At 71.9% G+C, this 23,180-nt stretch carries 23 protein-coding genes; 10 read left to right on the forward strand and 13 right to left on the reverse strand.

Annotation, left to right across the window (positions count from 1 at the left end; translation table 11 throughout):
* Positions 1-62: 62 nt before the first annotated feature.
* A complete protein-coding gene (gene aceA / locus BJ981_RS27615; RefSeq protein WP_184615201.1) occupies positions 63-1,352 on the reverse strand; it encodes an isocitrate lyase in 1,290 nt (429 codons plus the stop codon).
* A gap of 367 nt (positions 1,353-1,719) precedes the next feature.
* Between aceA and BJ981_RS27620 the strand changes: the two genes are divergently transcribed.
* Complete coding sequence (locus tag BJ981_RS27620) at positions 1,720-3,195, forward strand: XRE family transcriptional regulator (protein WP_239139415.1); 1,476 nt, start codon at positions 1,720-1,722, stop codon at positions 3,193-3,195.
* Here BJ981_RS27620 and BJ981_RS27625 read toward each other — a convergent pair.
* Positions 3,180-3,944, reverse strand: a complete 765-nt coding sequence (locus tag BJ981_RS27625) for a sensor histidine kinase (RefSeq protein ID WP_184615203.1) — start codon at positions 3,942-3,944, stop codon at positions 3,180-3,182. The two genes, BJ981_RS27620 and BJ981_RS27625, sit on opposite strands and share 16 nt — an antisense overlap.
* A 261-nt stretch (positions 3,945-4,205) precedes the next feature.
* Here BJ981_RS27625 and BJ981_RS27630 point away from each other — a divergent pair, with 261 nt between their 5' ends.
* On the forward strand, positions 4,206-4,589 hold the full coding sequence (locus BJ981_RS27630; RefSeq protein ID WP_184615205.1) for a response regulator: 384 nt from the start codon (positions 4,206-4,208) through the stop codon (positions 4,587-4,589).
* Positions 4,590-4,601: 12 nt separating this feature from the next.
* On the opposite strand, the gene BJ981_RS27635 is transcribed toward BJ981_RS27630, so the two are convergent.
* The gene (locus tag BJ981_RS27635) at positions 4,602-5,261 is read right to left on the reverse strand and encodes a response regulator (RefSeq protein WP_184615207.1); all 660 of its coding nucleotides are present in this window, start codon (positions 5,259-5,261) and stop codon (positions 4,602-4,604) included.
* A 171-nt stretch (positions 5,262-5,432) separates the two neighbouring features.
* Between BJ981_RS27635 and BJ981_RS27640 the strand changes: the two genes are divergently transcribed.
* Both BJ981_RS27640 and BJ981_RS27645 read left to right on the forward strand, forming a co-directional pair.
* A complete protein-coding gene (locus tag BJ981_RS27640; protein WP_184615210.1) occupies positions 5,433-6,959 on the forward strand; it encodes a sensor histidine kinase in 1,527 nt (508 codons plus the stop codon).
* A 141-nt stretch (positions 6,960-7,100) separates the two neighbouring features.
* Positions 7,101-8,093 carry a glucosyl-3-phosphoglycerate synthase gene (locus BJ981_RS27645; protein ID WP_184615212.1) on the forward strand — a complete coding sequence of 331 codons (993 nt, stop codon included), beginning with the start codon at positions 7,101-7,103 and terminating at the stop codon, positions 8,091-8,093.
* Between the two features lie 53 nt (positions 8,094-8,146).
* On the opposite strand, the gene BJ981_RS27650 is transcribed toward BJ981_RS27645, so the two are convergent.
* The 5 genes from BJ981_RS27650 to BJ981_RS27670 all read right to left on the reverse strand — a co-directional run bounded on the left by BJ981_RS27650 (position 8,147) and on the right by BJ981_RS27670 (position 12,466).
* Complete coding sequence (locus BJ981_RS27650) at positions 8,147-8,803, reverse strand: TetR/AcrR family transcriptional regulator (protein ID WP_184615214.1); 657 nt, start codon at positions 8,801-8,803, stop codon at positions 8,147-8,149.
* Between the two features lie 98 nt (positions 8,804-8,901).
* Entirely contained in the window at positions 8,902-9,762 is an 861-nt protein-coding gene (locus tag BJ981_RS27655) for a class I SAM-dependent methyltransferase (protein WP_239139416.1), read from the reverse strand.
* 69 nt (positions 9,763-9,831) lie between these two features.
* Positions 9,832-10,590, reverse strand: coding sequence for an ABC transporter permease (locus BJ981_RS27660; protein WP_184615218.1), 759 nt, complete (start codon positions 10,588-10,590; stop codon positions 9,832-9,834).
* 78 nt (positions 10,591-10,668) lie between these two features.
* The gene (locus BJ981_RS27665) at positions 10,669-11,775 is read right to left on the reverse strand and encodes an ATP-binding cassette domain-containing protein (RefSeq protein WP_184615220.1); all 1,107 of its coding nucleotides are present in this window, start codon (positions 11,773-11,775) and stop codon (positions 10,669-10,671) included.
* Between the two features lie 376 nt (positions 11,776-12,151).
* On the reverse strand, positions 12,152-12,466 hold the full coding sequence (locus BJ981_RS27670; protein ID WP_184615222.1) for a hypothetical protein: 315 nt from the start codon (positions 12,464-12,466) through the stop codon (positions 12,152-12,154).
* 306 nt (positions 12,467-12,772) lie between these two features.
* On the opposite strand from BJ981_RS27670, the gene BJ981_RS27675 reads away from it, so the two are divergent.
* The gene (locus BJ981_RS27675) at positions 12,773-13,048 is read left to right on the forward strand and encodes an isoamylase early set domain-containing protein (RefSeq protein WP_184615224.1); all 276 of its coding nucleotides are present in this window, start codon (positions 12,773-12,775) and stop codon (positions 13,046-13,048) included.
* 135 nt (positions 13,049-13,183) lie between these two features.
* Here BJ981_RS27675 and BJ981_RS27680 read toward each other — a convergent pair whose 3' ends face one another.
* A complete protein-coding gene (locus BJ981_RS27680; protein WP_239139417.1) occupies positions 13,184-14,011 on the reverse strand; it encodes an SDR family NAD(P)-dependent oxidoreductase in 828 nt (275 codons plus the stop codon).
* 113 nt (positions 14,012-14,124) lie between these two features.
* Here BJ981_RS27680 and BJ981_RS27685 point away from each other — a divergent pair, with 113 nt between their 5' ends.
* Positions 14,125-14,922 carry a helix-turn-helix transcriptional regulator gene (locus tag BJ981_RS27685; RefSeq protein ID WP_184615225.1) on the forward strand — a complete coding sequence of 266 codons (798 nt, stop codon included), beginning with the start codon at positions 14,125-14,127 and terminating at the stop codon, positions 14,920-14,922.
* A gap of 97 nt (positions 14,923-15,019) precedes the next feature.
* Here the strand turns inward: BJ981_RS27685 and BJ981_RS27690 are convergent, their stop codons facing one another.
* Positions 15,020-15,721, reverse strand: a complete 702-nt coding sequence (locus BJ981_RS27690) for a 2-phosphosulfolactate phosphatase (protein ID WP_184615227.1) — start codon at positions 15,719-15,721, stop codon at positions 15,020-15,022.
* 856 nt (positions 15,722-16,577) lie between these two features.
* On the opposite strand from BJ981_RS27690, the gene BJ981_RS27695 reads away from it, so the two are divergent.
* The gene (locus BJ981_RS27695) at positions 16,578-16,754 is read left to right on the forward strand and encodes a hypothetical protein (RefSeq protein WP_184615229.1); all 177 of its coding nucleotides are present in this window, start codon (positions 16,578-16,580) and stop codon (positions 16,752-16,754) included.
* Positions 16,755-16,816: 62 nt separating this feature from the next.
* Positions 16,817-16,987, forward strand: coding sequence for a recombinase family protein (locus tag BJ981_RS27700; RefSeq protein WP_184615231.1), 171 nt, complete (start codon positions 16,817-16,819; stop codon positions 16,985-16,987).
* Between the two features lie 77 nt (positions 16,988-17,064).
* On the opposite strand, the gene BJ981_RS27705 is transcribed toward BJ981_RS27700, so the two are convergent.
* A complete protein-coding gene (locus BJ981_RS27705) occupies positions 17,065-18,117 on the reverse strand; it encodes a nitronate monooxygenase (RefSeq protein ID WP_184615240.1) in 1,053 nt (350 codons plus the stop codon).
* A gap of 214 nt (positions 18,118-18,331) precedes the next feature.
* Between BJ981_RS27705 and BJ981_RS27710 the strand changes: the two genes are divergently transcribed.
* Positions 18,332-19,837, forward strand: a complete 1,506-nt coding sequence (locus tag BJ981_RS27710) for an FAD-dependent monooxygenase (protein WP_184615242.1) — start codon at positions 18,332-18,334, stop codon at positions 19,835-19,837.
* Positions 19,838-19,993: 156 nt separating this feature from the next.
* On the opposite strand, the gene BJ981_RS27715 is transcribed toward BJ981_RS27710, so the two are convergent.
* Both BJ981_RS27715 and BJ981_RS27720 read right to left on the reverse strand, forming a co-directional pair.
* Positions 19,994-20,740, reverse strand: coding sequence for a lytic polysaccharide monooxygenase (locus BJ981_RS27715; protein WP_184615245.1), 747 nt, complete (start codon positions 20,738-20,740; stop codon positions 19,994-19,996).
* Positions 20,741-20,897: 157 nt separating this feature from the next.
* Complete coding sequence (locus BJ981_RS27720; RefSeq protein WP_184615247.1) at positions 20,898-21,533, reverse strand: DUF305 domain-containing protein; 636 nt, start codon at positions 21,531-21,533, stop codon at positions 20,898-20,900.
* A gap of 186 nt (positions 21,534-21,719) precedes the next feature.
* On the opposite strand from BJ981_RS27720, the gene BJ981_RS27725 reads away from it, so the two are divergent.
* Complete coding sequence (locus tag BJ981_RS27725) at positions 21,720-23,141, forward strand: LVIVD repeat-containing protein (protein WP_260325326.1); 1,422 nt, start codon at positions 21,720-21,722, stop codon at positions 23,139-23,141.
* Positions 23,142-23,180 lie beyond the last annotated feature (39 nt).

Raw genomic sequence — 23,180 nt, forward strand, 5'->3', positions numbered from 1 at the left:
GCCGCCCAAAGCGGATCTTTACCGGACGGGCCCGCGGGTTCATGGCCGCCGCGGGGGCGGGATCAGTGCCGGGCGAACTGCTCGGCCTCGGTGGAGTCCTTCAGCGCGACCGTCGAGGAGTCGGGCGCGACCGCGGTGCTGACCAGGTCGAAGTACCCGGTGCCGACCTCGCGCTGGTGGCGCGTGGCGGTGTAGCCCTTGGACTCGGCGGCGAACTCCTCCTCCTGGAGGCTCACGTAGGCCGTCATGCCCTCCTCGGCGTAGCCGCGGGCGAGCGAGAACATGGCGTGGTTCAGCGAGTGGAAGCCGGCCAGGGTGATGAACTGGAACTTGTACCCCATGTGGCCGAGCTCGCGCTGGAACTTGGCGATGGCCGAGTCGTCCAGGTGCCGCTTCCAGTTGAACGACGGGGAGCAGTTGTAGGAGAGCAGCTGGTCGGGGTACTCGGCCTTGACCGCCTCGGCGAACCGCCGCGCCACGTCCAGGTCGGGCGTGGAGGTCTCCATCCACAGCAGGTCGGCGTACGGCGCGTAGGCCAGGCCGCGGGCGATGCAGGCGTCTACGCCGTTGCGCACGCGGTAGAAGCCCTCGGCGGTGCGCTCGCCGGTGGTGAACGCCTGGTCGCGAGGGTCGACGTCACTGGTCAGCAGCGTCGCGGCCTGGGCGTCGGTCCGCGCGATGATCAGGCTCGGCACGTCGCAGATGTCCGCGGCGAGGCGGGCGGCGTTGAGCGTCTTGATGTGCTGGCCGGTGGGGATGAGCACCTTGCCGCCCAGGTGACCGCACTTCTTCTCCGAGGCGAGCTGGTCCTCCCAGTGCACGCCCGCCGCGCCCGCGGCGATCATGCCCTTCATCAGCTCGAAGGCGTTCAGCACACCGCCGAAGCCGGCCTCGGCGTCGGCCACGATCGGCGCCAGCCAGTGCGGCGCCGCCTCGTCGCCTTCCGACCAGGTGATCTGGTCGGCGCGCAGCAGCGCGTTGTTGATCCGGCGCACCACGGCCGGGACCGAGTTGGCCGGGTACAGGCTCTGGTCGGGGTAGGTCTGGGCGCCGAGGTTGGCGTCGGCGGCGACCTGCCAGCCGGACAGGTAGATGGCCTTCAGTCCTGCCTTGACCTGCTGGACGGCCTGGTTGCCCGTGAGGGCGCCCAGCGCGTGCACGTAGTCCTCGGTTTGCAGCAGAGACCACAGCCGCTCCGCGCCGAGGCGGGCGAGCGTGTGCTCCTCTTGCACCGAGCCGCGCAGGCGAACGACGTCCTCGGCCGTGTAGGTCCGCTCGACGTTCTTCCAGCGCGGGTCGCTCTCCCACTCTCGCCGCAGTTCCTCTGCAGCTCCCTTGAGGCGATCTTTCATTTCGTCTCCCTTTGCGTCCTCTGGGCGCTTGGTTCGAGTCTGCGACGGTTGGGCGATCCGCCTCAATAGAGATCGGGAGAAAATGGTCAGAACTTTCGTTCTACGCGAATACTGGACGGTATTCACGTGGTAAGAAACGCAAACTTTTCGCTATGGACTAGACCAATCTCGGGATCCACATCTCGATCGGCGTGCCGGTTATATCCCCGTTTGTCCCGATATGCAGGGTGGTTTCGGTTGGTTTGGGGTCTTCGTCGGAGTGTCAAGATCTACATGACCGGGTGCGGAGCACTCCCGGGACGGCCGCCCGGGGCCGCTCCCGCGTGGCAGGTGGAAGATCTGTGGAAATTGCGCCTAGGATCGTGCTATGGCCTCTTTGGTGGGAGAAGAACCGCTGTCTTTGACGCAGGAGCTCGACCTCCTCGCGTTCGGTCAGCGTTTGAGGCACCTGCGCAAGCAGCGCGGGCTCACCTTGTCGGAGCTCGGCGAGCGGGTCGGCCGGGCCCCGAGCCAGCTCTCGCTGCTGGAGAACGGCAAGCGCGAGCCCAAGCTCTCCCTGCTGAAGGCGCTGGCCGTGGCCCTGGCCGTGCCCGTGGAGGAACTGCTGCGGCGCCAGGCCCCGAACCGGCGGGCCCAGCTGGAGATCGCCCTGGAGGAGGCCCAGCGCGACCCGATCTACGCCTCGATCGGCCTGCCCCGGCTGAAGGTGTCCGCGCGGGTCCCGAACGACGTGCTGGAGCACATCCTCGGGCTGTACGAGGAGCTGCGCGCCCGGGAGGCCAAGGGCACCGCCACCCCCGAGGAGGCCAGGGCGGCCAACGCCGAACTGCGCCGCAAGCAGCGCGAGCAGGACAACTACTTCCCCGAGATCGAGAAGGCCGCCGCGGAGGCCCTGGCGGCCGTCGGGTACCGCACCGGCGCGCTGTCGGCCGGCACCGTCCAGGCGCTGGTCACCCACTTCGGCTACAGCGTGCAGACCGTCCAGGACCTGCCGCGGACGGTGCGGTCGATCACCGACCTGCGCAACCGGCGCATCTACGTCAAGCACGAGCAGCTCGGCATGCACAGCCCGCGCACGATCCTGCTCCAGACCATCGGCCACCTGGCGCTCGGCCACCACAAGCCGCGCGACTTCGCCGACTTCCTGCGCCAGCGCACCGAGGCCAACTACTTCGCCGCCGCCGTGCTGGTCCCCGAGGCGGCCGCCGTGACCTACCTGGGCGAGGCCAAGCAGGACCGCGCCCTGTCGGTGGAGGACCTGCGCGACGTGTTCGCGGTCTCCTACGAGATGGCGGCCCACCGCTTCACCAACCTGGCCACCCACCACCTGGAGCTGACCTGCCACTTCGTGCGCAACGACGCCCAGGGGATCATCTACAAGGCCTACGAGAACGACGGCATCGTGTTCCCCGCCGACGCCCAGGGCGCGATCGAGGGCCAGCGCATGTGCCTGCGCTGGGCCGGCCGCCAGGTGTTCGCCACCCCGGACCGCTTCTCGATCTTCTACCAGTACTCCGACTCGCCCACCGGCACCTACTTCTGCGTCGCCCACGTCGACCCCTCGCGGGAGGGGGAGCGGGACTTCGCGATCACGCTCGGCGTGCCGTACCGCGAGTCGCGCTGGTTCCGCGGACGCGAGACCACCACCAGGACCCGCTCCAACTGCCCGTCAGGGGAGTGCTGCCGCCGCCCGCCCGCCGAGCTGACGCAGCGCTGGGAGGGGTACGCCTGGCCGTCGGCCCGCGCGAACTCGCACGTGCTGGCCGCCCTGCCCCCAGGCTCGTTCCCCGGCGTGGACGAGGCCGACGTCTACGCCTTCCTCGAACGTCACGCGGGCGGCTGAGCGTCCTCCCTGAAGGGCAGCCGAAGGACGAAGCGGGCGCCGCCCGCGGGGGCGTCCTCGACGTCCAGGGTGCCCTGGTGGGCGTGGGCGATGTCGCGGGCGATGGCCAGGCCGAGGCCCGTGCCGCCCCGGTCGCGGCTGCGGGCGGTGTCGAGCCGGGCGAAGGGCTCGAAGACCCGCTCGCGGTCGACGTCGGTGATCCCGGCGCCGTCGTCGTTCACGGTCAGCTCCGCCGACCGGCCGTCGCGGCGCACCTCCACCCACACCGTGCCGCAGGCGTGCCGGTGGGCGTTGTCGAGCAGGACGTTGATCAGCCGGGCGACCTGGTGCGGGACGCAGGAGACGAGCACCCCGGGCTCGGCGCGCAGCCGCGCGGCATTGCGGTCGGCGCGGGCGGAGAGCTGCCAGCCGGCCAGCTCGGCGAGGTCCACCGTCTCCCGCTCGGCGACCTGCCCCTTCAGGCGGGCGAGCAGGAGAAGGTCGGTGACGATGGCCTGCAGCCGGTCCACGTCCCGCAGGGCGCTGGCGAGCAGGGTCGGCAGGTCGGTCTCCTCGGGGTGCATCTGCGCCTCTTCGAGCTGGGCCCGCAGGCCCGCCACGGGTGTGCACAGCTCGTGCGAGGCGTCGGCGATGAACCGCCGCTGCTGGTGCAGCAGCGGCTCCCGCCGGTACGCAGGCAGGTCCACGGCGTCCTCACACGGCCGTTCGGCGACGCCGCCGCCGTGCTCACATCCGTGGTGCTCCGTCATGGCCGTACCGTGTTCCCCCTGAAGCTTCCGCCGCTCTGGTGTCCCCGTGGCAGGCTGTATGCCTTCTCCCGTCTACCGTATACATCTACGGTATACGCCATTTTGTGTTGGTATAGACGCTCTTGGTTATCTCTAGGGTGCCTCGTCCGGTGCGCACCTGTCATCGCGGGCAGCACCCACGCCGGCTTCCATGCCAGCACGCCCCCTGAGATGGGGGCTGGCCGCAATGCCCGGCCGGGAGGCTGCTGGAATCCTTGAAGGGTGGCAGTCCGGTGCCTGATCGTCGACGACAACCCGCGGTTCCTCGCCGCGGCCCGCGAGCTGCTCGAATGCGAGCAGATCAGCGTGGTGGGCGTGGCCTCGACGATCGAGGAGGCACTCCGGCGGTTCGACGAGCTGCGTCCCGATGTGACGCTGGTCGACATCAGCCTGGGCGGGGAGCCGGGGTTCGAGCTCGCCCGGCGGCTCGTGGACGCCCGGCCCGGCGGGCGTCCCGTCGTGATCCTGATCTCCACCTACGCCGAGCGCGACTTCTCCGACATGATCGCCACGTGCCCGGCCGTCGCGTTCCTGTCCAAGTCCCGCCTGTCGGGCAACGCGATCCGTGCCATCCTCGGCGGGCAGGCGCAGAACCGGCCCGCGTGAGAGCACAGGCGCTCAGCGCGTCTCCAGGAAGGCGATCACGGCCAGCACGCGCCGGTGGTCGTCCCCGGTGTCCGGCAGCCGCAGCCGGGCCATGATGCTGCGGACGTGCTTCTCGACGGTCCCTTCGCTGATCCACAGCCGGTGGGCGATCCCGGCGTTCGAGCGGCCCTCGGCCATCAGGGCGAGCACCTCGCGCTCGCGCGGGCTGAGCCGCTCCAGGGGATCCTCGCGGCGCCGGGACGCGAACAGCTCGCCCACCAGGACCGGGTCCACCACCGAGTCGCCGCCGCGGACGCGCTCGATGGCCTCGATGAACCCGTCCACGCTCGCGACCCGCTGCTTGAGCAGGTAGCCGATCCGCCGGCCCGTGGCCAGCAGCTCCATGGCCTGGTCCACCTCGACGTGCGCCGACAGCACGAGGATGCCGGCCCGCGGATGGTCCCTGCGGATCGCGCGGGCGGCGTCCAGGCCCTCGGTGGTGCAGGTGGGCGGCATGCGGATGTCCACGACGATCATCTCGGGCTCGGCGTCGCGCAGGAAGTCCAGCAGTTCGGCCGCGTCGCCCGCACGGCAGACGACGTCGTATCCCGCGCCCTCCAGCAGGGACGCCATGCCCTCGCGGAGCAGGACGTCGTCCTCCGCGAGCGCTATCCGCTTCACCTGTCCGCCCATGTGCTCACGCCGTAGAGTGACCCGGTCGACGGGGTTGGAATGCGTGCCTCCGCCAAGCGTATGACGGCGGGAAAGCCGGTGAACCCCTGGTCATGGGCAAGAATCGGCTACCAAGGGGCATGGGAAAGGGCGGGCGGCGGCGTTCCGGACGGCCTCACGTAGACTTGCGGCGTGCCCGAGGGCGTTCTCGCGTCCCTGTTGCGCGCACCGCGCCCCTCGTTCATCCTCGGCCTGGGAGTCAGCGCGGTCTGCGTGGCGGTCGAGTCGGGCCTGGTCCATTTGATCAAGGGCTTCGTCCCCGTGACCGCGCTCGGCATGGTGTACCTGCTCGGCGTGCTGCTGGTCGCCACCGTGTGGGGCCTGGCCCTCGCGCTGGTCACCGCGCTGCTCAGCGCCGCGGCCTTCCAGTTCCTCTACCTGTCCCGGTCGGGCGACCCGACCGACCTGCTCGAACTGCCGATGTTCCTCATCGTCGGGATCCTGGCCAGCTCGATCACCGGCCTGGCCCGCGCCTCGGCCGCCGAGGCGCGCGCCCGCCAGGCCGAGGCCGACGTGGCCGCCCGGCGCGCCCGCCGCATCGCCGAGGAGCAGAGCGCGCTGCGCCGGGTCGCGACGCTGGTCGCGCGGGGCATCTCCGCCCGGGAGATCTTCCAGGCGGTCGCCTGCGAGATCGGGCGCGTGGTCCACGCCGACCACATCGCCATCACCCGGTACGAGCCGGGCGCCCGGGTGAGCGTCGTCGGCTCGTGGAGCCGGGACGGCGAGGCCGCGGCGCTGCGCGTCGGATCGCGCTGGGAGATCGTCGGGAACGGCGCGGCCGACCTCGTGCGGCGCACCGGACGGCCCGCGCGTGCCGTGATCGGCGACCTGCGGGGCGGGCTCGTCGACTGGGCGCGGGCCCGCGGGGCCGCCGGCGCGATCGGATGCCCGGTCGTGGTCCGCGGCGCCCTGTGGGGCACGGTGATCGCCTGGTCCTGCGCCGACCACCCCTATCCCGGCGACGCCGAGGAGCACATGCTGGAGTTCACCGAGCTGGTGGCCACCGCCGTCGCCAACGCCGAGAGCCTCGCCGAGCTGGCCGCCTCGCGCGCCCGCGTGGTGGCCGCCACCGACGCGACCCGTAGCCGCATCGAACGGGACCTGCACGACGGCACCCAGCAGCACCTGGTCTCGCTCGCCCTGGAACTGCGCACCACGGCGCTGGCCGTCCCGCCCGGTTGCGGCGACCTGCGGCGGCGGCTGGACCACGCCGTCGTGCGCGTCAACGACATCGTGGACAACCTGCGGGAGATCTCCCGGGGCCTGCACCCGGCGATCCTGTCCATGGGCGGCGTCGCGCCCGCGCTGAGGACGCTCGCGCGCCGCTCTGCCGTCCCCGTCGAGCTGGACGTCGGCGGCCTGCCGCCGCTGCCGGAGCAGGTCGAGGTCGCGCTCTACTACGTCGTGTCCGAGGCGCTGACCAACGTGGCCAAGCACGCGCGCGCCTCGGTCGCCGAGGTCCGGCTGCGGGTGGCGGACGGCGCGGCGGAGCTGTCGATCCGCGACGACGGGATCGGGGGGAGCGACCCGGGCGACGGGTCGGGGCTGCTCGGGCTGAAGGACCGCGTCGAGGCGCTCGGCGGCACGCTGGACCTCCACAGCCCGGACGGGGCCGGGACGACGCTGTCCGCCCGCATCCCCGTCACCGGCGGGCCGTGACGCCGGCGGCCCCGGGGGCGCGGACGGATATATCGCGAAATATCGGTTAACGCGGTGTCGGTGCGAAAGCCACCCGCCGGGCGTCGTACGCTTCCGGCGGCGCATAGAGTGTCGAGCGGTGGACGAGGCGACGGAGGGATCGTGCTGCCTGAGGTCGAGGTGTGGCTGCGCGAACGTACGACCGCCTCGGCGGACTGGCCGGTGGGCGCGCTGCTCGCCGCCAAACGGGCCCACGCGGCGACGATCAGCGTCGTGCTCCCGGCGAGGAACGAGGCCGAGACGGTCGGCGACATCGTCGCGGCCATCCGCCGCGACCTGCGCGAGGAGGTTCCCCTCGTCGACGAGCTCGTCGTCGTCGACTCCCGTTCCACCGACGGCACCGCCGAGGTCGCCCTGCGCGCGGGCGCCAAGGTCTTCGCCCAGGACGAGATCCTGCCCGCCCTCGGCCGCCTGGACGGCAAGGGGGACGTGCTGTGGAAGTCCCTCGCCGTCACCTCGGGCGACCTGCTGGTCTTCGTCGACGCCGACCTGCGCGAGTTCCGCACCTCCTACGTCACCGGGCTCCTCGGGCCGCTGCTCGCCGACCCCTCGGTGGTCTTCGTCAAGGGCTCCTACGACCGTCCCCTGCGCGACGCCCAGGAGGCGGGCGGCCGCGTCACCGAGCTGGTGGCCCGGCCGCTGCTGAACATGCACTGGCCGCTGCTGGCGGGCTTCGTCCAGCCGCTGGCCGGCGAGTACGCCGGGCGCCGTCCGGTGCTCGAACGCCTGCCCTTCGCCACCGGGTACGGCGTCGAGCTCGGCCTGCTGATCGACCTGCTGGAAGCCGAAGGACTCGGCGCGCTCGCGCAGGTGGACCTCGGCCGGCGCGTCCACTCCCACCAGTCCACCGAGGACCTCGGCGTGATGGCGGGGCAGATCATGCACACCGCCTGGGCCCGGCTGGACCGCCAGTGCAAGATGGTCCCCCTGCACGCCCCCGCCGCCGAGCTGACGCAGTTCGCCCGCGGCGAGGCGGGCCACCTCCCGGTGGCCAGGGACATCTCGATAGGCGAGCGCCCCCCCATGCGCGACGTCCCCGACTACCCCGGCCACCACCGGCCCACCCCGAACCCCGAGACCCAGCCGACCCTCTGAGGCCGTAAGGGACTTCGAGCGCCGGTGAGCGCGGGCGGGCGCGGTCCGGGTGCTCAGGCGCCGCCGGTCGTGCGCGGTCCGATGCCGGTGAGCGCGACCGTGACGAGGTCGTCGGTGAAGCCCGCGGGCACCTGGTCCGCGGTGAGCGCGGTGCCGCCGAACAGCAGGCGCGGCAGGATCAGTTCGTGGCAGGCGCCGACGATCATGGTGGCGGCGGCGTCGGGGCTCGCCCCGGAGGCGACCCTGCCGAGCCGTTGCTCCTCGCCCAGGTAGGCCGCCAGGCCCGCGCGCAGCCCCAGCCCGCCCGCCACCGGGTTCGGCAGCTTTTGGAACCGCGCGAGCACCTTGGGCTGGTTCCCCAGGCCCGCGAAGGCGGGCAGGATCGCGATGTGCAGGGCCAGGCCGTAGCGGATATAGGCCCGCAGGTTGCCCTCCACCGTGCCCTCGCCCGCGCGCCAGGCCGGCTCGCCGAGCTCGGCCTCCGCGGCGCGCACGTGCGCGTGCAGGGCGAGGGCCAGCAGCTCCTCCTTGTCGGCGAAGTGGTTGTAGAGCACGCCGTCGGCCACCCGCGCCTCCCGCGCGATGGCCCGCACGGTCAGCCCGGCCGTGCCGCGCGTGGCGATGAGCCGTACGGCGGTGGCGATCAGGTGGTCGCGCAGACTCACCTCGCCACCGCCCTCCCTGAGCGCGGCCGCTTTCCTCGGAGACATCACGACCCATCGTATTGACCTTGAACGGGCCCCGGCCCCGGGGGACGGCGCGGCCCCCGTGCGCGCCCCGGTTCATGCGTACGCGGCTCCAGGGCGCGTCACCCGCGTTCCGGGCCGCCGGGACGGACGGCGGTGATCAGCCAGGCGGCGCCACGCAGCCGCACCGCCCCCTCCTCCGCGAACGGGCGCATCGCCTCCACCAGGGCCTCGTGGACCAGGGCGTCCGTACCCGGGGGCGTGCGGGAGAGCAGGTGGCGGATCGGGCCCCACGCGCCGAGGAAGGCGGCGGCGTCCTCGGCGTCCGCTCCCCACACCTGCGGCGCGTCCACCGGGGTCGTGGCGACCCGCGTGAAGCCCGCGGCGGTCAGGACCTGCAGGACGCGGCCGGGGTCGGCCAGCGACTCCGGGCCCGCGGCGCCGGCCTCCCGGGGAGCGGTGAGGGCGGGCACGTGCGGCGCGATCGCGGCGAACACCCGGCCGAGGTCGCCCTCGGCGACGCCGCGCATGCTGAGGAACGCCACCCGCCCGCCGGGCCGCAGGGCGCGGCCGATGTTGGCGAACGCCGCGACCGGGTCGGAGAAGAACATGATCGCGAACCTGCTGACCGCGACGTCGTAGCCGCCCTCGGGGAAGGGGTGGATCTGCGCGTCGCCCTGCTCGAAGGTCGCGTTCGCCACGCCCTCCTCGGCGGCGAGGGCGCGGGCCCGCCGCAGCATCGGCCCGGAGAGGTCGACGCCCGTGGCGCCCCCGTGCCGGGCCGTGCGCGCGGCCAGGCGGGTGACCTGGCCGGTGCCGCAGCCGACGTCCAGCACCCGGTCGCCGGGGCCGATCGCGGCAGCCTCCAGCAGCGGGGCGTTGAAGCCGCTGTTCACGGCGTCGTAGCGGGCGTGGTTGTCGGCCCAGTGGCCGCCCTCGTAGCCGTTCCACGCGTCGGCCTGCTCGACGTTGACGATGCTCACGCGTCCATCCCCTTCCGCTCGTGGTGAACGTTCGTTCATGAACGTACGTTCACCACGATAGCACCGCGGTCAGATCCCCCGCCGGACCGCCCGCGTGCCGAAGGCCAGACCCGCCGCGCCCACCGCGCACGCCGAGATCACCCCGTACAGCACGGCGAGGTCCGCGGGCCGCCCGGCGAACAGCGCGCGCTCGGCCTCGACGATGTAGGAGACGGGATTGAAGGCGGCGGCGGTCCGGAGCCAGCCGGGGCCGTAATCGGTCGGCAGCAGCACCCCCGACAGCAGCATCAGCGGGAACAGCAGCATCTGCGTCACGCCCCAGAAGAGGTTGCCGTCCGGACGCGAGGCGATCGCGAGCACGAACGACAGCGCGCCCAGCCCGGTGCCGAACACGATCAGCAGGGCCAGCCCGGCGAGCACCCCGGCCGGCGAGGGCCGGAACCCCAGCGGCAGCGCCAGACCGATGATCAGCACGGCCTGCACCAGCAGGATCACGAACTCCTTGAGGACCCGCCCGACCAGCATCGCGGTGCGGTTGAGCGGCGTGACCAGCATGCGCTCCATCGACCCGCCCATCAGATCGATCAGCATCGAGCAGCCCGCCATCATCGGCCCGGTCAGGCACATCATGATCAGGATGCCGGGCACGAACCACTGCCACGGCGCCCCGCCGCCGAAGCCCCCGGTGCCCGCCAGCATCGGGCCGAAGAGGAACAACAGCAGCAGCGGCTGCACCATCGAGAGGAACAACAGCACCGGCGCACGCAATACCGGCGCCACCTCCCGCACGAACACGGTGGCGACATCACGAACGAACTGCCTGGTCATCGGGGTCCTTTCCGTCAGGGACAGGGGAGCGCGGAGCACGCCGGCACGCGGGCGGCCGGGCAGAGGGCTCGTGAAGGGTCAGGCGTCGTCCTGGTGGGACTCGCGCAGGCTGCGGCCGGTGAGGGCGAGGAACACGTCGTCCAAGGTCGGGCGGGCGGTCTCGGCGGTGGCGACCTCCAGGCCCGCGGCCTCCAGCGCGCGCAGCAGCCGCGGCAGGGCGATGTCCGCCCGGGAGACCCGTACCCGGACGGTCGCTCCCTCGGCGGTCACGTCCTCCGGCGCGGCCAGGCGCGCGGCGATCTCGGCCGCCTTGGCGACGTCCGCCGCGTATCCGGACCTCCCGGCCTTTCCCACCTGCTGGACCTGCGCCTTCTCCGGGTGCTCCCCGCGACGGCTTCGGGTGTCGTCGCCGTGGTTCGCGGGAGTGGCCTTCCCGCGGTGCTCCGCGCCGGCGTGGGATTCATGGGTCTGGAGGGTCACGGTGACGTGGTCGCCGGCGAGGGCGGTCTTGAGTTCGGCGGCGGTGCCGTCGGCGATGATCCGCCCGTGGTCGACGATGATCACCCGCTCGGCCATCGTGTCCGCCTCCTCCAGGTAGTGGGTGGTCAGGAAGAGGGTCGTGCCGTGCCGCTCGCGCAGCCGCAGGATGTGCCGCCAGACGTCGGCGCGGCTCTGCGGGTCGAGTCCGGTCGTCGGCTCGTCCAGGAACAGCAGGTCGGGCCGGTGGACCAGGCCGAGGGCGATGTCGAGGCGCCGTCGCTGGCCGCCAGACAGCGTCCCGGGCCCGCGCTCGGCCAGCGGCGTGAGCTCCAGCGCGTCCATGGTCTCGCCGGCCCTGCGCCGCGCCTCCGCCCATGTCAGGCCGTAGCAGCGCCCCTGGGTGACCAGCTCGTCGCGCACCCGGAAGTTGTCGCCGGCGCCGCTCTTCTGCCCGACGTATCCGATGCGCCTGCGCACCCCCGCCGGGTCGGACACGACGTCGTGACCGGCCACGACGGCCGTCCCCGACGTGGGCCGCAGCAGCGAGGTCAGCATGCGCAGGCTGGTGGACTTCCCGGCGCCGTTGGGGCCGAGGAAGGCCACCAGCGTGCCGGGCTCGACGTCGAGGTCGAGCCCGCGCACGGCCTCGACCTCGCCACCTCCCTTGACCTTGAACCGCCGGGTCAGCGCTCGGGCATGGATCATCGTCGCCTCCTGGGGAGTACGGGCGGACGGTGTACGGGCACGCCGAAGAAAACCCCTTCGGGGGCTCGGCGGGATCGGCTCATCCTGTGCCAGGCCCTGGCGATCTGGCAAACGCGAACGTCGCGTTCACATACGGCGCTGACCAGCGCAAACCTCCGCGAGCCCGGCGAACGGACCGGAGCCGTTTTCCGCCGGCCGCACCCTAGCCCACCTGGGCTTTCTCCCATCGCAGGACGAGGAGCGAGAAAAAGTTCCGCCAGAGCGCCGGCGTGCGCCTATGCCGAGGGCTTCCCGGGCGACGGCTTTCCAGGAGGGCTCGGGGCGCGGGTTCCGGTGCCGGTCTGGGGCGGGTGTTGCCGTACGCGGGGGAGCGGTTTCAGTTCCAGGCGGCGTGTTGGTGGGCGCGCCGGGCCGCGGCGGCCGGTCGGGACTCGCCGTCGTGGTGGGCGAGGGTCTCGCAGGTGAGCAGTTCCCAGTGCCCGATCTCGGGGTTGGCGAGGATCGCGGCCACCTGGGCGCGGATCTGCGCCGCGGTGACCTCCTCGTCGGTCTGGATGCGGATGGCGATGTACCCGACGGCCTGCGTCAGGTCTTTGCGCCACTGCCGGGGCAGCAGCGCCAGGATCCGGATGCCCTCGACGGTCGAGGAGCACGACGGCCTGGCGCGCCGCATGGTCAAGACGACCAACATGGCTGGATCCTCTGCTCGGTCCCCGGACGGTCCCCGCACCTTCCACTGTGCGCGGGCGCGGTTCCGGCCGCCAGGGAGGATGGCGGCAGAAAGTCACCGGCCGGTGACCGGTTCCTGTCATTGTCCGCTGATTCCCCCCTGCCCGAGGGCAGGTTCCGGCGAAAGCCTGGTCGTGCGGTGTCCGGGGTTCCACCATGGGGCGGCCCAGAAATGATGGTGAACTCCGTGTAACGGATGGCGTGTCCGCATACACGGCAAAGCGGGCGCGCGCCAGGCTATGGCTGCCACGATCCCCGGAGGCTCCTCATGCTCAAGCGCAACCGGCTGTTCGGCCGTAAGACCCGCGTCACCTTCCTGTTGCCCATGGACCAGCCGAACGGCGTGGTCAGCGTCGTGGGCGACTTCAACGACTGGATACCAGGCCGTCACGAACTGCGCCGCCGCTCCAACGGCACCCGCACGGTCTCCGTGATCCTCCCCGAGGGCGTCCACCGATTCCGCTACCTCGCCACCGGCGGCCTCTGGTTCGACGACGACAACGCCGACCGCATCGACCACCACGGCAGCCTGATCCGCCTCTGACCACCCGCCCTCCAACCACACCACAGCGCACGGCCCTGAGCGCGGTGCGGTGGGACATGTCTCCGGCAGCGCATGCTTCCGGTGGGGTCCGGCACGAGGCCGGGGCCCCACCGGCCTGTCATGCGGACTGGTCTGTCAGACGGACGTGGACTGGCCGAGGTGGGCGGTCGTGTCCAGGTCCTTGGCCACGGTGGCCAGCTTGGCCCTGATCGCGGCGATGGCGTCCTCGCCGAGTGCCAGCCGCAGGGGCGGCTCCGGCAGGTCGATCGCGGCGAGCACGGCGGCGGCGGCCTTGTCCGGGTCGCCGGGCTGCGTGCCGTCCGAGGCGGACAGCGTGGCGGCGGTCGCCCCCGCGGTGGCGGCGTAGTCGTCGAGCGGGGCGCTGCGCCGCAGGGCCGGCCCGGCGAAGCTCGTCCGGAACGCTCCGGGTTCGACGATGAGGACGTCGATCCCGAGCGGGCGGACCTCCTCGGCCAGTGCCTCGCTGGCCTGTTCGAGCGCGCCCTTGGCCGCGCAGTACGCGCCGGTGCCCGCGAAAGCCAGCAGTCCGCCCATGCTCGTGACCTGGACGATCGTGCCGCCCCGCCGCGCGCGCATCTGTGGCAGGACCAGTCGGGTCAGCCGCAGCGGCCCGTGGAACATCACTTCCAGCGCGTCGCGGAACTCCTCCTCGCTCGTCTCCTCGACCGCGCCGACGATGCCGTACCCGGCGTTGTTGACCAGCACGTCCACCCGTCCCGCGGCCTCGACCGCACGCGCGCAGGCGGCGGCGTCGCGGACGTCCAGCTCGACGACGCTCACCCGGCCCGGATGCGCGGCCGCCAGCGCGGCCACGGTGTCAGGGCGGCGTACCGCCGCGACGACCACGTCCCCCGCCGCGAGCGCGGCGCGGGCGAACGAGTCCCCGAACCCGCTGTTCGCGCCCGTGATCAGCCAGCGGCGCGGCGCCGGATCGTTGCTCACCAGGAGAATCCCTTCGACGATGTGCGCCCCCGGGCGCGGATGCCCAGAGGCCGCCCCCACGATGCCCGGTGATCTTCGGCGCCGGTATGGCCCGAAGGTGGAAGATGGGAGGCATGCCCGACGCGATCATCCGGTCCCCTCGGGGGCCCCGTCCGCTGCCCGACGGCGAGCCGATGTCGGCCGCGGACTACCGTCGCCTGGTCGGCGTCCTTGAGTCCGTGGACACCGCGGCCGACCTGCCGGAATTCCGCGAGCGGCTGCTGCTGGCGTTGCAGAGCTGGTTCGGGTACGCGGGGGTCGCCGTCCTGCACGGGGACACCTTGGCGGCGGCGATCGAGGAGGGCTGCGGCATCCTGGGCGGCTACGCTCCCGCGTTCCTCGCCGAGTACGCCGCCCGCTGGCGCGACCTGGACCCGTTCCGTACCGAACGGGCCTATCAGAGGCTTCTCGCCGAGGGCGTGGTCACCCTGGAGGAGCTGGACCCGTCGGGGGACTACGCCGAACGGTTCCTGAGGCCGCACGGCATCACCGACAAGGCGGGCATGGTCGTGGACGGCGGGCCCGCGGGCGTGATCTACGTGGGCATCGCGATCCGCGACACCGCGCGCGTCCCGGCGCGCGACCTGGCGGTGCTGCGCGTGCTGCGGCGCCACCTCGCCCCCCTGGCGATCGACCGGCTCACCCGGCACCGTGAGAGACTCGCCGCCCGCGCCGACTGGCGGCTGACACCCCGCGAGTGGGACGTCGCCGCGCTCGCCGCCCAGGGCCTGACCAACCAGCAGATAGCCGCCCGCCTGTTCGTCGGCGTCGACACCGTCAAGAAGCACCTCACCCGCGTCCTCGCCGAAACCGGCTCCGCCACCCGCACCGAACTCGCCGCCCGCTGGCACCGCCAGCGACGCCCCCAGTAGTCCCTGTTCTCGTATAGCTACGGCGAACGGACATGTAGCGCTGTGTGGTGCTCCGGACCACGACTCTCGCATGGCGCGGGTCGGACCTCACCAGCGATCAGATCGGAGCCTCGTCGGTCGGCGAGGGGGCGGCGCAGGGGCGGAGGACCATGAGCGACTCCTCCAAGGCCGCCACCATGGCAAAGGGGAACCGGTCGAGTTCAAGACAGAGTGCGACGTCATCAGGATGGGCTCCTTGGCGCACACCCTCCGCCAACTCGGCGGCGGCGCGTGACTCGCCGGCGCGGCGAAGGAACTCGGATGCATCCGCCCCGGCCCCGGTGGCCCTCTGGGCGATGTATTGAGCGCACGCCAGATCTTCATCGGCGCGCCCGTCGTCGCCGGTGACCACGAACGTGACGCTGCCGCACTCGCGTGTCCGCAAGAGCCGAGCCGTTGCCTCCGCCACCACGAAACTGGCGCACAGCACAAGTGACGCCTCCTTGACGGCAAGGGCGCCGACCGTCCCTGCCGTGGTCTTCTGCACAACGGTCCGTCCGCCGAGGTCAACAGACCGCAGCAGGCCGGGCGAGTTGACGGCGTCGAACCCGGTCGCCGGCGGACCGTCCTTGAGCGCCACCCACTCCGGGTGGCGAGCCTTGAGCGCCCGGGCTTCGTCCAGCGACTCAGCGAGAACGATCTTTTCCGCTCCCTGGGCGAAGGCCCAGGCGGCCACTGTGAAGGCACGCATGACGTCGACCACGACCGCCGCGGATGGGGTTTCCACGAGCTCAGCGATGGCAAGAAAATGAGCGTCCATCCGGTCATGATCGCGCATACCCGACCCGAAGCACCCGGACAGTGACACGCATGACATTGACGGTCTCGGGATGCGGTGCCTCCGGCCGCCTGCGTCGAGAAAGCATGGCACAACGACACGCCTGCTCAATTGCCGCATGGGTCCGTTGCGTCGTGCTCTGCTCCGGAGATGAGCCGTCACATCCTCGGCCATGCCCGGCGTCCCGCCACCCCTCGCCTTGCTCCTTCGCGACTTCGACGTCAGTTCGGTTCGGCGGGTGACCAACCCGCCGGCTCGCCGAGTTCGAACCACACCACCGTCCCGCCCGTGTTTCTAGGCGAGTGTGCCCGAGGTTCGTACGACTCTTCGTATCGGCTCGTCGCCGTAGGCCACATGTTGGAGGTGCCGGCGCGAGATGCGTACCATCGCGGCGATGAGGTTCTCGGGCAGGCTTGAACCTGCTGGTAATGGGATGGCATGTGTATCCGGTCGGTGAATTACCGGTACGGCTGTCCTGACGCGTTACCGTCGGAGAGTCAGGGGCGACCGCCCCGACTTGGCTCGGGGGACCAGGAGGGCGAAGTGCGCGAAATGGTGTGGGTCGAGGTCTTGGCTTTCGTTGCCGTGAGCCTGCTGACGCTGCTGTCGTTCTGTCTGGTCACATTCGCAGGAGCAGCTGTTCGTGCGATGGCGAGCCTCTGGTCCTGGTCTCGGCTCCCGGACGGGTTCGAGAGCAGCGGTGTCGTTCCGGTGTCGCTGTTCGAACTCCGTCTCCGGCAATGGTGGAGGAGCGCCCTGGCACCTGGCTAGGAGAACGCTCCCCGCCTCGACCGGGGAGACCTGAATGGTGGGTTTGCTTCGCCGAATACTGGCGGAGGTGGGACCGGCGGCCGCATGGGCCACCGTGTTCGGTGCGGCGATCGTCGCCGTGTTCACGCTGTACGTAGGGATCGCCATGGTGGCGGCCTTGCGCGCCACGGATGAGCGGCAGGCGAAGGTTCGGTACCGGATCTTCCGAGACCTGCTGTGGTTGTTCCGCAGGCAGGGGCGGTGACGTCCGCTACCCGGCCGCCCCGCAAGGAGGCCGGCCGGCCGCCCGTCTGCCCGCCTGAAGTCGTGGTTCGAGTTCGTGAGCTGCGCGATCAGGGGCTCAGCCTCAAGGTGATCAGTGAGGTGCTGAACAGCGAGGGTGTGCCGACGCCCATGGGGCGGGCGCCGTGGGGGAAGTCCCACGTCGACCGGCTCCTGCACACCCAGCACGCCCGGCAGCCGGCTCACCTGGAGTGACCAGTGCGCTCTGGGGCGCCGTGGACGACCTTGTCGAGCATGCGCACAGCCAACCATGATCGTTTTTGGGTGGATCGCTAGGGATTTCCGGTCGGGTGGCGGCCGGCGGCGCGGGCGAGGGCCGCTCGGGCGTCGGTGGAGAGGCGGTGGACGAGGTCGGCGGCGGGGAGCTCTTCGGTGAGGGAGTACGCCTGGCCGGCCCAGAGGTTGAGGAGGTCCGGGTCGCCGGACCTTCTGGCCGCCGCGCGCAGCGGAGCGGTCAGGTGGTGGATCTGCGGGTAGGCGGCCGGGGCGGCGGCGGAGTGGTCGCGCAGGAAGCGGTTGGCCAGGCCGCGGGCCCGCCTTCCGGTGAACGCGCGGGTGATCTCCGTCCGGTCGTAGGCGTCGAGCGCCGCGCGGTGGGCGGGGTTCGTCCCGGCCTCCGGGGTGCGCAGGAACGCGGTGCCGAGCTGGGCGGCCACCGCGCCCGCCGCCAGCGCCGCCGCGACCCCTTCGCCGTCCGCGATGCCGCCCGAGGCGACCACGGGGAGAGGCGTGGCGCGCAGGACCAGCCGGAGCAGCGCCAGCAGGCCGAGGTCGCCGGCGTCGTCGCGGAAACCGCCGCGGTGACCGCCCGCCTCGATGCCCTGCGCCACCAGTCCGTCCGCCCCGGCGTCGGCCGCGGCGACGGCCTCCTCGGGCGTGGTCACCGTGACCAGCACGCACGTACCGGCGGCGCGGACCCGCGCGATGACCTCCCGCGAGGGCAGTCCGAAGGTGAACGACACCACGGGCACGCGCCGCGCGACGACGATCCCGAGCTTGTCCTCCCACCCGTCGTCGTCGTAGGCGGGCGCGCCGAGCGCGACGCCCGACCTGTCCGCCTCGGGGCGCAACCGGGCCGCGTACGCCTCGACCGCGGCACGGTCCGGCTCGCCCGTGGAGGGCACGAAGAGGTTGACGCCGAACGGCGCGTCGGTGCGCTCACGAACGAAGGCGATCTCGGCGTCGAGGTCGCCGGGCGCCCGGTACCCGGCGGCGAGAAAGCCGAGCCCGCCCGCGCCGGACACCGCGACCGCCAGTTCGGGCGTGGACGGCCCCCCGGCCAGCGGGGCCTGAACGATGGGATGCCGCAACGCGCTCAACTCCACCCGGCCACACTAGCGCCGCCCTTGGCGCCGGGACCTCGTCGCGCCGACCTCGTCTGCCGCCCTTGGCGTCGGGACCTCGTGGATCCGACGGGTCGCAGGGGCTCCTCGGTCTCCGTGTTGTCAATCTAGGTTGACAGTCGCCGTGTGTCAATCTAGATTGACAGCCGTCGGCCGACACCTGCATGCACGTTCACCTGCGTGAGGAGGCCAATCCATGGCAGAAGTCGTCATCGTGGGCGCTGGTCCCGTCGGGCTCATGCTCGCCTGCGAGCTGCGCTTGGCGGGCGTGCGCGCGCTCGTGCTGGAGCGCCGCGCCGAGATCGGCGACGCGCCGAAGGCCAACGGGCTCGGCGGTCAGATCGTCCGCGTGCTCGACCACCGCGGCCTGCTGGAGCGGTTCGCCGCCGAGAGCGGCTACGCCGGGCCGGTGCCCGGCTTCCCGTTCGGCTCGGTTCCGCTGCGGCTCGCCACGCTCACCGACACGGCGCTGCACGTCCTGCTGCTCCCGCAGCCCCGCCTGGAGCGCCTGCTCGACGCGCGGGCGCGCGAGCTGGGCGCCGAGATCCGGCGCGGCCACGAGGTCGTCGCGCTGCGCCAGGACGCCACCGGCGTCACGCTGGAGGTGCTCGCGCCGGACGGTACCCGCCACACCGTGCCCGCCCGGTACGCCGTCGGCTGCGACGGCGGGCACAGCACCGTCCGCGAGCTGGCCGGGGTCGCCTTCCCGGGCACGACCGACACCGAGGTGCTGCGGATCGGGCACTTCACAGGGAACGTCACCACCGGCTTCTTCGACACTCCCGGCGCCGGCCCGCTGCGGCCGGGCTGGAACCGCACGCCGCGCGGCAGGGTGCTCGTCACCTCGCTCCAGCCGGGCGTCGACATCGTCGGCGTCCGCGAGGCCGCCGGGCCGCCCCGGGCGCGCGGCGCGCTGACCCTGGAGGAGTTCCGGGCGAGCGTCCGCAGGGTGCTCGGCGGCGAGTCCCCGCCGCTCGGCGAGCCGATCTGGCTGTCGGAGACGGTGAGCCAGGCGCGGCTGGCCGAGCGGTACCGGGCGGGGCGCGTGTTCCTGGCCGGTGACGCGGCGCACCTGTTCCCCGCGGGCGGGGCGGCGCTCAACGTCGGCATGACCGACGCCGTGAACCTCGGCTGGAAGCTGGCGGCCGTCCTGCGCGGCGCGCCGGAAAGCCTGCTGGACAGCTACCACTCCGAGCGCCACCCCGTCGGAGAACGCACCCTTCTGCAGACCCGCGCGCAGGCGGCCCTGGAGCACGCCGAGGGCGAGAACGGCGCCGCGCTGCGCGAGCTGCTCGCCGAGCTGTTCGCCTACGAGGCGCCGCTGCGCCATCTCGCGGGCGTGCTGGAGGGCTCGGACGTCCGCTACGACATGCCGGGCTCCGTGCCGGACCACCCGCTGCTCGGCCGGTTCGTCCCGGACTTCGCGCTGACCACGCCGGGGGAGGGCCCGGCCGGCGTCGCCGCGCTCATGCGCCCGGCCCGGGCCGTTCTGGTGGACCTGACCGGAGAGGCGGGGCTGCGTGAGGCCGCCGGCCCCTGGGAGGACCGCGTAACCGTCGTCGCCGCACGCGCGCCGGAGCCGCCCGCGCGGGCGCTGCTGGTCCGTCCCGACGGCCACGTGGCCTTCGCGCACTCCGGCCCGGTGGACGAGGCCGCGCGGTCGGGACTGCGGGCCGCGTTGGCGCACTGGTTCGGCCCCTGAGACGCCGGTCGGCCGGCGTCCCGGTGTGAACAGCGTCTCGGCATGACACCGCCGCCCGGGGCGCGTCCGGTGCCTTGGGCGGAGAGGGCGCCGGACGCGCACGGGCGGCGGTGTGGATCGGATGCGGTCAGAGGGCGACCGCTGGGGAGCGCGGCCTCAGACGCGGGCCCACAGGGCGGGCACGTTCGGCGGCTCCCAGCCCGGCAGGGCGGTGTGCGGCTGGAGGCACCGGTAGCTGGCGCCGTTGTAGGTGACGACCGTGCCGGTCGTGTAAGCGGTGCCCGCGGTCCAGGCGCCGCCCGGGTTCGGCGTCACGGTGGGCGTGGGCGTGGGGGTGGGAGTCCGCGTGGGCGTCACGGTGGGAGTGGGCGTGGGGGTCGGGTCGGGGCCGCCAGGGCCCACCTGCAGGTCGACGCAGCTGTAGAACGCCATCTCGGTGTCGGCGATGTTCCAGATGGCCAGCAGCTTGATCCGGCCGGTCCTGCCTCCGAGGCTCACCGAGTGCGTCACGCTGGACGCGGGCTCCCTGCCGCCGCCGCTGAACACGGCGAGCCGCGTGTTGCCGACGTAGTACTCCCAGTCCCTGGTGGCGTGCGCGACGGGGAGGGTCCAGCGGAAGCTGACGGTGTCGCTGACGCTCGCCACGGGCCACGCCTTGCTGTCGTCGTCCAGCGGCGACCACCGGGAGTCACCGGCGCTGCAGTTGCGCTGCCCCTTGGGTCCTTCCACGCTCTGCGGTTCGTAGATGATGTCGCCGCAGTTGGAGACCTTGCGCTGGGCGCAGTTGGCCTGCCGGCTCGGCGGCGAGATGATGTAGCCGTGCGCCTCGGCCGGAGTGGCGACGAACACGACCGTCGAGGCGGCGATCACCATCGCCATGAGGTACGTGATGGCTCTTCGCATCTTCTGCTTCCTTTGCTGAGGGGTTAAGCTCAATGTAAAGGAAAGTTTCTTAACAGAGAAGGCTGTGACCGGCCCAGATTTGCGCTTCGGCGTGGTTCGGAGGTCGAGGCCGCCATGTCCTTAGCGCGCCCGCGCCGCGTCGCGGGCCTGGCGTGGATCAGCCGCCCTCGGCGGCCTGGAGGCGGCGCATGCGGTTCACCTCGGCCGTCTGCGACACCGAGATGTCCTCGGCCATCTCCTGGACCTGGACATGCGAGCCCTTCGCCAGCACGTCCGAGACCATCGTGAGCGCGCCCATGTGGTGGGCGATCATCAGCCGCAGGTAGAGGCGGTCGAAGTCCGCGCCGCTCGCGGCCCGCAGCTCGGCGAGCTGCTCGGGGGTGGCCATGCCCGGCATGCCCGGGTGCGCGGTCCGGGCGTCGGGGACGCTCTGGCCCTGATCGAGCAGCCAGCGCGTCATGGCCCTGATCTCCGGCCCCTGGGTGGCGGTGATCCGGGCGGCCAGGCGTTTGACCTGGTCGGACCCTGCGCGTGCGGCGGCGCCCGTGCTCATGTCCAGGGCCTGCCGGTGGTGGATGATCATGTTCTGCATGAACAGCACGTCCGCGGCGCCCGCGGTGGGGGAGGGGACGGCGGTCAGCGCCTCGGACGGGCCGAGCGTCCGCGCGGCCTCCCCCGGCCTGCCCGGGGCGATGACGGGGGCGGTGGAGGTGGGGACGGGGGCCGGGCCGCCGCTGCAGCCCGCCACGGCGAGGGCGACGGCCGTGACGGCGATGAGGGACACGGCGCGCACCCGGCCTCCTAGAAGATCTCTTTCGTTGTGCGCGTGCACCTTAACTCGCCCCCGGCACGCGGGTAAGTCGTCAGGTCGGAAGCTCTTTCTGACAAGGTGACCTATGGCTTACCCGTCCTGTTTGGGAGAAAATTCGCCCATCTGCGATCTCCTGCGGCATTAATTACCAAGGAGGGTCCCTGCGTGTTGTCGAATCCCCCCAGAGCCGGCCGCTTAGGCCGGATCCTCGCCCTGGTGGGCGGCGCCGCGGCCCTGGTGCTGTCGGCCTTGCCCGCGCAGGCGTCGGACATCCCGGGCACCGATCAGATCGTGATGAGCGCGAACGTCAAGCACGTGGCGAACATCCCCAAGCCGGCGAACATCGCCACCACCATCAACACCGACATCGCCTTCCAGGACGGTTACGCCTATGTAGGTAACTACGGTGGTTTCTCCATCTACGACATTCGGAATCCCAAGAAGCCGGCCGTGGTGAGTTCGGTCGTCTGTCCCGGGTCGCAGATGGACGTGTCGGTGTACGGCGACCTGCTGTTCGCCTCCGTGGACCAGTCGCGGAGCAACGACTCCTGCGCCAGCACGCCCCAGCCGGCGACGGTCAAGGAGTCCTGGGAGGGCATCCGCATCTTCGACGTGAGCGACAAGGCGAACCCCAAGTACATCAAGTCGGTCGAGACCAACTGCGGCTCCCACACGCAGACGCTGCTCCCCGACCGGCGACGCGGGAACGTCTACCTGTACGTCTCCTCCTACCTGCCGAACGCGACCTACCCCGACTGCCTCCCGCCGCACGACAAGATCTCCATTGTCAAGATCCCGCTGCGCGACCCCGCGTCGGCGGCCGTGGTCGCCACCCCGGTGGTGTTCCCCGACGGCGGCAACGAGACCCAGCCGAACCTCCTGCTGCCGACCACCGGCTGCCACGACATCACCGTGTACCCCGAGAAGGGCATCGCGGCCGGGGCCTGCATGGGCGACGGCGTGCTGTTCGACATCAGGAACCCCGAGAACCCGAGGGTCACGGCCCGCGTGACCGACCCGAACTTCGCGTTCTGGCACTCGGCGACGTTCAACAACGAGGGCACCAAGGTCGTCTTCACCGACGAGCTCGGCGGCGGCGGCCAGGCGACCTGCAACGAGGCCGTCGGCCCCACGCACGGCGCCGACGCCATCTTCGACATCGTGCGCGGCCGGCTCGTCTTCAAGAGCTACTTCAAGATCCCGCGCTACCAGGCCGACTCGGAGAACTGCGTCGCGCACAACGGCTCGCTCATCCCGGTGAAGGGCCGCGACATCATGGTGCAGGCGTGGTACCAGGGCGGCGCCTCGATCTGGGACTTCACCGACTCCGCGCACCCCAGGGAGATCGGGTACTTCGAGCGCGGCCCGGCGTCCGAGGGCTTCGGCGGGTTCTGGTCGGCGTACTACTACAACGGCCACATCTACGCGAGCGACTTCAACAAGGGCCTCGACGTCCTCAGGATCGACGACCGGCTCACCGACTCCGCCAAGCGGGTGAGGGTGGACCGCCTGAACGTCCAGGACCAGGGCTCCTACCGCGAACGTGGCGGCCACCACGGCGACTGGTTCTGGGGCGACGAGGACGACTGACGCCCCGCCGTCCCGGCGAGTGACCCACAAGGACGCGGG

The sequence above is a fragment of the Sphaerisporangium krabiense genome, from assembly GCF_014200435.1.
GTDB lineage: Bacteria > Actinomycetota > Actinomycetes > Streptosporangiales > Streptosporangiaceae > Sphaerisporangium > Sphaerisporangium krabiense.